The sequence below is a fragment of the Bdellovibrionota bacterium genome (genome assembly GCA_035292885.1).
Lineage (GTDB): Bacteria > Bdellovibrionota_G > JALEGL01 > JALEGL01 > DATDPG01 > DATDPG01.
The window spans coordinates 1-6,987 of record DATDPG010000113.1 but is presented as its reverse complement, the minus strand read 5'-3'; the positions used below and the strand labels follow the sequence as shown (position 1 = coordinate 6,987).

Annotated in this window: 5 protein-coding genes; 2 read left to right on the top strand and 3 right to left on the bottom strand. The window is 51.1% G+C overall.

Annotated features, from left to right (window positions below; all coding sequences use genetic code 11):
• Positions 1 to 99 precede the first annotated feature (99 nt).
• The 3 genes from VI895_09070 to VI895_09060 all read right to left on the bottom strand — a co-directional run bounded on the left by VI895_09070 (position 100) and on the right by VI895_09060 (position 4,430).
• Complete coding sequence (locus VI895_09070) at positions 100 to 435, bottom strand: hypothetical protein (GenBank protein HLG19945.1); 336 nt, start codon at positions 433 to 435, stop codon at positions 100 to 102.
• 1,118 nt (positions 436 to 1,553) lie between these two features.
• On the bottom strand, positions 1,554 to 2,330 hold the full coding sequence (locus VI895_09065) for a hypothetical protein (GenBank protein HLG19944.1): 777 nt from the start codon (positions 2,328 to 2,330) through the stop codon (positions 1,554 to 1,556).
• 351 nt (positions 2,331 to 2,681) lie between these two features.
• The gene (locus VI895_09060; protein ID HLG19943.1) at positions 2,682 to 4,430 is read right to left on the bottom strand and encodes a PilZ domain-containing protein; all 1,749 of its coding nucleotides are present in this window, start codon (positions 4,428 to 4,430) and stop codon (positions 2,682 to 2,684) included.
• Between the two features lie 224 nt (positions 4,431 to 4,654).
• Between VI895_09060 and VI895_09055 the strand changes: the two genes are divergently transcribed.
• Positions 4,655 to 5,284 carry a hypothetical protein gene (locus VI895_09055; GenBank protein HLG19942.1) on the top strand — a complete coding sequence of 210 codons (630 nt, stop codon included), beginning with the start codon at positions 4,655 to 4,657 and terminating at the stop codon, positions 5,282 to 5,284.
• Between the two features lie 20 nt (positions 5,285 to 5,304).
• A partial coding sequence (locus VI895_09050) for a spermidine synthase (GenBank protein ID HLG19941.1) occupies positions 5,305 to 6,987 on the top strand: 1,683 nt, incomplete at its 3' end.

Genomic DNA, 6,987 nt, shown 5'->3' with positions numbered 1-6,987 from the left:
TTGACGCTACGGTTCCTTCTATGTTCTGCTCTTTCACGGCGACTTATCCTTCCTCCCAGCGCACTTGCCGGGTCTAAAGTTTTGATTCAACTGGGAAGCTTAAGTCGCCTTTCCTTTTTCCACACTTTTTGAGGGTACCTCCATCTCTTTCCATTGGCGCTCCTGTGCCTTAGACAATTTTTCTCTGGAGAGTTTGAGCACCAGAGAGGAGTTGTCGCTTCGCACCACATGGACCGGAATTAAGAACGCCTCGAATTTGTCGATGGCGGTGCCGGAGGAGAAATGAATTTGGAGAACCCCCTCCGAACCCGATGACGCTTCGAAGAGCGATTCGAGGGCGATGATTCCCTCCTGGGCCCAAATCACGCCGAGCTCGGCCTTCCGACCCTCACCGAACGTAAACGTACTTCGAACATTCAGAGAAGTTAAATCCATCTCGCAGGGGACCAGCCGAAAAAGATCATATCACCATTGAAGGTGCAGAACCTAGTGACCGAAGTTCCTCGTCCGGGTCTCAGGGAAGATTGAGCACCCGGATTTTGCGCGCACCAAAAAGAAGGAAGGCCTTTTGTCGCCTGAGGACGACAAAAGGCCTTCTTGATAAGGGTTAGTCTTCTTACGTACTCACAGACAAGTATCCGCCGTTGTCGCAGTGTATGCCACGTCACAACGGCTGTAACAGACTTCTTGGGTGCAAGCGCAGTTCTTTCCTTCCAAGTTCGCAACTCCGTCTGGAGACTCACATTTCGATGGGTCGGGCGCCCCGACACCCGAAAAGTTGTCACACGCTACTTTGCATTGGCCTACCAAACTAATGGAATCAACGACGTTATGCCCGCGCGGCGAGTTCGGCCCGGTCCCTTGAAAACAGACATGAAGCTTCGCCATGCAGGCCTTTGAGACTCCAGAATCCTGTGTCTGGAGTTTTTCTTGGCGAGTGCCCCACAGCTCTGCATAAGATACCTGCACGATGGCCAAGTTTGCGACCAACAATAACGCGATCTGTATCATGGATTTTCTTTTCATATTATTTTCCTTCATTTACGTTACTCCCCTCTTACAATGCCACACATTGTCCATCGACCAGCGTTCCACACTGGTTCCCGGTATAACATTGGCAACTGGGATCCAGCTGTCCACAACAGACCTGGTTGGTTGCGGCGCACGCACCACCTGTAGGAACCCACTTGTCGTTTTGGGCCGTGGTGCAAAAGGTGGTTGACGAACACTGTCCCGAGTAAAAGTTCTGGGCTTTGGCATATGTCTTACAGTCGCACGTTCCCGTTTCAACACCGCTCGACTTGCTCCGTGTGCACTTCTGACATGTGCCGGTCCCACAGGTGACATTGACTTCCGAGCAGTATTTTCTGTTACAGCTATTTACCATTGTAAGTTCCGCATTGACGTCCGATACAAAAAAGGCTCCCCCCAGCAGGGCAAGGCCCAATACACTAAATAGAAACCTTTTCATTTACTCCTCCTCTTGGTTGATTGTTTTACTTGATTGTCGAACGAACAGCATACTCGAACACCCTGTAGACAAAACGATGCGCTCACAAAATCTCGATGACTAGTTTCCTGCGCGTTCCTTGGCGAGATAGATCGACGGTAATTTTCCCACGATTGGAGGCGTTTTGCAACTGGGACAAGGTTTGGGAAAGGCTGATGATTTCAATCCCATTGACTCCATAGAGCACGTCGTCTTTTTGTATTCCGATCTTTGCAAACGCGCTCGCATAATCGAGGTCGGAAACTTTCATCCCGATGATCGATCCTTCCACCTCATTCGGTACCATCGTGAGCTGTCGCTCAAGTTCGGGGGTATTGAGAACAAATGGCTCGACCTCTTCCCGAGAGACCGACGTCCGGGTGACGAGTTCTCCGAGAACCCGCGGCTGATTCTCTTCTCGGTCGGCCTCCGACTCTTCCTGGGGGGCCTTCTCAAAAGCGTCCTCTTCGTAGTCGGGAACAGCTGCAGGTTCCGAGGTCGCTATTTCTAGATATTCTTCATTGCCATTGCGAGAAAAGTAAAGCTGGCCGCGAGTAACACGTGTAATTCTCCATTTCCCTTCCAAAAGCTGGTTTGCGCCGTAATATCGAATTTGGCCCGTTTCATTGACACGGACCATCGCGAGAGAAGTTTCTCCTGTAGAACGCGTAACCGTTCCAATCAGTGTCAATGGAAGCATACTTGGTACGGAATTCCCCTCGTTACCGTTAAATTCGCCATCCGCTTTGGTCCACCCGTTTGGAGTTTCTTGAATCGCCGCTCCACAGCCGATCGTAACCATCGTCATGAGAAGTAAGCTGACTTTCAATCCTGCCTTCACCCGCTACCTCCTGTAAGGGTTTCGATGTTTGGGGGGTAATTGTTCCTGGAGCAGGATCTATGCCGGAAAAAATAACTTTTGATTTCAGCAGCTTAACGACGAATGAGGGGTCTCCTGGCCGAGCGTCGGAAAGTATAGTTTTGAAGATCTTGTAAGTATATGAATACACAGTGTTATTGTTGATACTTTTGTTAACTAGTAATCACTATTTAATTATAAAACATTGAATTTATTGTATTATGTTCGACACTTTTGTTACCACTAAAGGGGAGCCCTGGTACCGCCCCCTTCCCTCTTTTTCCAGGCGCTTCCAACGCTAAGGTGAGCCACACGCCACTACCTCAACCTGTTTTATTGCATCTTAAGCGGACGAGGTGGAGGCGCCAGCGGTTTCTTTTCCACATAATGGGCCGGGGGTGGCGTAAACGACGATCTCTCCTTTGGAAGACTGGCTTCCGTCTCTCTTGAGGCAACATCTTGCCGAGCGGTTTCCAGCTTCTCCCGTAACGGAAGACTCAAATATCCGACCAGAGATTCTCCCGACACGGAGGTGCCGTCTTTTAGGATTACACGGATTCCGTTTTCCTTATCAAATGTGGCGTCCACAACATCGCCGATCACAATTTCTCGAACTCGATTCTTGTCGACGACCCGAACGACTTGAGGTGAGGCGAGAGATTCCACCGTTTCCCTTGGTTTGACCTCACTTTGAAGATAGGTCAACACCAACAGAATCGCAATGCCTGCGCTCATCAGAGAAACTGTCGTAACCGAGGGAGACAAGAGACGAAATGAAAATTGAAAGCGACGGCCTTCAATCTTTCTGTACAGTTTGGTCGCGGTTTCGTGGAGACGCCAGAACTTCCGAGTTGGTTCTTTGCGCAGGAGATTCCCCATAACGGAATCCAATTGAGCCCGGATTTCATCCGGATTTGAAAATTGAACGCCGAACCCCTGTTCCGTGGTTCGAACTACCGTGGCTTGAAAATTTGGAGGCTCGGGAAAATTTTCGGCGAGAGATGTTCCGGACAGATCCAAGACGAAGTTGATGACATCTCCCTTATTGACGAACGGAACCCCGGGCATCAAAAGCCCACCCGCACTCAAGTTGTATAGGTACTCATGGATAAAAAGAAGATCGCTTCCATAGGCCACCGAAAGCGTGGCCTTGGGTACGATCTTCGTTTCATCGATGATCTTGGCTTCGCCCCTGTATCGTGCCGCAATTTCGTCAATCCATCCGGACAACCGACTTAATTGGTTCTTGGCAAGGTCGGAAAACGTAACCACAAGGCCGTCCGGCGTTCCGCGGAGCACTCGTCCCCGGAGTTCCAGTGAATCGTACAGGTTACTGAAGTTTGGATTCGGCCTGATTTCCAACGTCACCGGCTGATCGATCGGAAACATTCTTTCGATCAGAAGATAACTTCCCGAGATGCTGATATCTTTTAATACAACGGGCTGAGACGCTTCTTCATACTCAGAGCGCAATACGCCCGCTACTCCAAAGTCATAAATTACGTACCGCGGATACTGCAAGCGTTGCATTCGCAGCTTCGCAAGCACATCGACCAATTTTTTCGTTTTTTCGCGAAAGCTCGGGTTCTCGACAAACTCCAGGCCGAATCCTCGCTGTTCGCATCGGCGAACGATTCCCTGCCATGACATTCCCTGTGCAAAGGAGAGAGACGTGATTGTCTCAGGGATTTGAAACTGGAATAAAATGGTCTCTAACGGCGCAACTTGTATGTCTGAAAGAATTTTCATCCCGCCGACACTGATATCGAAGATTTTTCCTTTGCTTTCCAAACCCGACAGAAAAGACAGGCCGAGATTGAATTCCGGAATCGTAATTCGGGGATGAAGGCGGGCCGTCTTCCCTAGACGATCTTCCAAGTGTTTCAGAAGCCGGTCCCATTTCTTTTGATCTTCCGAATTCAAGCCCTCGACTTGCAGGAAGAGTCCGGTAATATCGCTCTTCTCTACACGAACGAAAATGGACAATTCTTTTGTAAGATGTTCCAGCTCGTAATCGGTAGGCACCAAGACTTCGGCCCTTCCTTTGTCGCCCTTCTCTAACGCAAGAACGGGCTCTAACACGATCTGGGAGGGTTCTCCTGAAAACCATTCTACGGTAACAGCCGCTCTTCCCTCGGGAATAAGCTTTACCTTCAATCGTAACGAACCGAGATCCATAATGGATTTAAGCGCTTTCCGAAGGAGTATAAATCATTTTTAAATTTTTGGGTTCAAACCTGATCGACGTGGTACTTTCGCAAGACAAAGGCTACGATGCTCGGTGATACGGTTTGATTCGACCCTCCATGTCAAGAATCGAATGGCGAGACAGCAGGACCGGAACCGCTTTGGCGATCATCCTGCTCCTCATTGTCGTGATTTCCCTGGTGGGAACTTTTACGCTCTCTTCATCGAAGGAGTGGCTCTTTAAATCGGGCCGTTATCGTGCCAAGGTCGCGTTGATTCAGGAGGGTGAGGAAGCCATTCAAAAAGCCGTCCGGCGAATTCAAGAAATCGGCGATCCGAATCTTGCCGATTCGGTAGCCGAACCGGACAAGGATATCCAATTCTTGCTGGGACTCTGTAAGCCCTCTTCTTGTATAGGGGGCTACGATCCTCCGTGCGATGAGCAAAACTTTGACCCCGCTGAAAACTTGGATGTCGTCACAAAGAATGTGGTGTGTAATTTCATGGGATCCACTTTTGAACAAACGCAGGTGATGCTTGCACGCAAAGAGGACGCAAGCGATGGCTTCAACAGCTATGCGGTATTTGAAATTACCGCAGTCACCAAAGGCACCAGTGCACAGAGATCCTTCGTCCAGGGAATCGCCATCCTTCCCTACGAAGATGATCCTGTGACTGCGGGATCGTACCGTCTCCCCGAAGGCGAAGGGCCTTATTTTGTCTCCTGGTCGAAGTATTCCAGCGGGTAAGAAGAGGCTCGTTCATTTTCATGTCCGTTCCCCGCGTTCTTCAAGTTTCCCTCCTTCTTTTTGGAAGCGGAATGTCGGCTTTGATCTATCAAACGGTCTGGATGCGGGAGTTCCGCCTCATTTTCGGAATGTCCACACTGGCGAACGCCGCAGTGCTCTCCATTTTTATGGGAGGTGTGGGGATTGGAAGCTTTGTTCTGGGCCGACGAGTCGATCACCATCCGCAACCACTCTTCTTGTATGCGAAGTGGGAGTTTTTTGTAACGCTGTCGGCGGCACTGACTCCCATTTTCCTCTTGGGGGTTGACCAAATTTATGTATCCGTCGGCGGTTCCAGCAGTTTGGGAGAATTCTTGGCCACCGCGGTTCGACTTTTCCTAACCTTCATCGCTCTTTGCTTGCCCACATTCTATATGGGGGGGACCCTTCCCGCCGCGGTCCGAGCCATAGGGAAAACCGAAGACTTCGCTCGCACGGATTGCGCGTTGCTTTACGGGGTAAACACTTTAGGAGCCGTAACCGGAGTGCTGTTGGCCGTCTTCTATTGCATAGAGCATTTCGGACATTTGCACACCCTCTGGGCGGCCTGTCTGATCAATGCGACGTTGGCGGGTGTGGCCTATCGGCTCGCCCCCTGTTTTGCCACCCCTCCAAGAGAACCTTCTGACGAAACGGCGGCTCGTTCCTCTTCGATCGTATGGTTTGCCGCCGCGGTTTCAGGGTTTGTCTTCTTTTTTATGGAGATCGTGTGGTACCGAATGCTTTCCCCCGTTTTGGGAGGGTCGGTCTACACGTTCGGCTTGATTTTAGTGGCCGTCCTTCTGGGAATCGGCGCCGGAGGAATCGCATACGCCTTTTCCGGGAAGAAAGCCGAAGCCACGTATCAAGCGCTCGCATTTTCTTTCGCGCTTGAGGCCTTGGCGATCATTTTCCCCTATGCCATGGGGGACCGGATTGCGATTTTAGCGCTCTCCCTGCGCCAGTCGGCGGCGGAAAGTTTCCTCTTCACCTCCTTGGGATGGCTGGCAATCGCTTTGCTCGTTGTTTTTCCGACTGCGTTCGTCGCGGGCATTCAATTCCCACTCATTGTTTCGCTCGGACGCAAAGATGTCGGAAGAATCGGTCGGCAGGTCGGCCAAGTCTATGCGTGGAATACGGGGGGTGCGATTGCAGGGGCGATTGTGGGAGGGTTTGGAGCTCTCCCCCTCCTCATGGCAAAAGGAGCCTGGAATGCATGCGCCATTTTTCTGATCGTATGTGCCATAGGGATCGGAGCTCGTTCAATCCAAGAGGCAGGATTCCGTCGAAAAACCGTCGGGTTGGCCGCACTGATCGGATTCACCATCGTTCTTTTCTTTTCCAACGGGCCTACGGCCATGTGGAGACATACCGGGATCGGGGCGGGAACGACCCAGCTCATGAGTAAAAAGAAGAACGATATCACTCGCGTGATACGGGCCGAAAATCGGTCGATCCTGTGGGAAGTCGAAGGGCGGGAAGCCTCCCTGGCCCGGAGGGAGGATACGTTTATCGTAAATGGCAAGGTCGATGGCGGGATTCTGGGGGATGCAGGGACACAAATCATGGCCGGATTGATCGGCGCGCTGTTGAACCCGAAAGCCAAGCACGCCCTGGTGATCGGTCTTGGAACGGGAAGTTCGGCGGGATGGCTGGGAGAGGTACCCTCGCTCGAGAGTGTAGAC

Bases quoted from the DNA above. Each gene is read 5' to 3' on its own strand.
- VI895_09070 (HLG19945.1), bottom strand. From the start codon at position 435: ATGGATTTAACTTCTCTGAATGTTCGAAGTACGTTTACGTTCGGTGAG.
- VI895_09055 (HLG19942.1), top strand. From the start codon at position 4,655: ATGTCAAGAATCGAATGGCGAGACAGCAGGACCGGAACCGCTTTGGCG.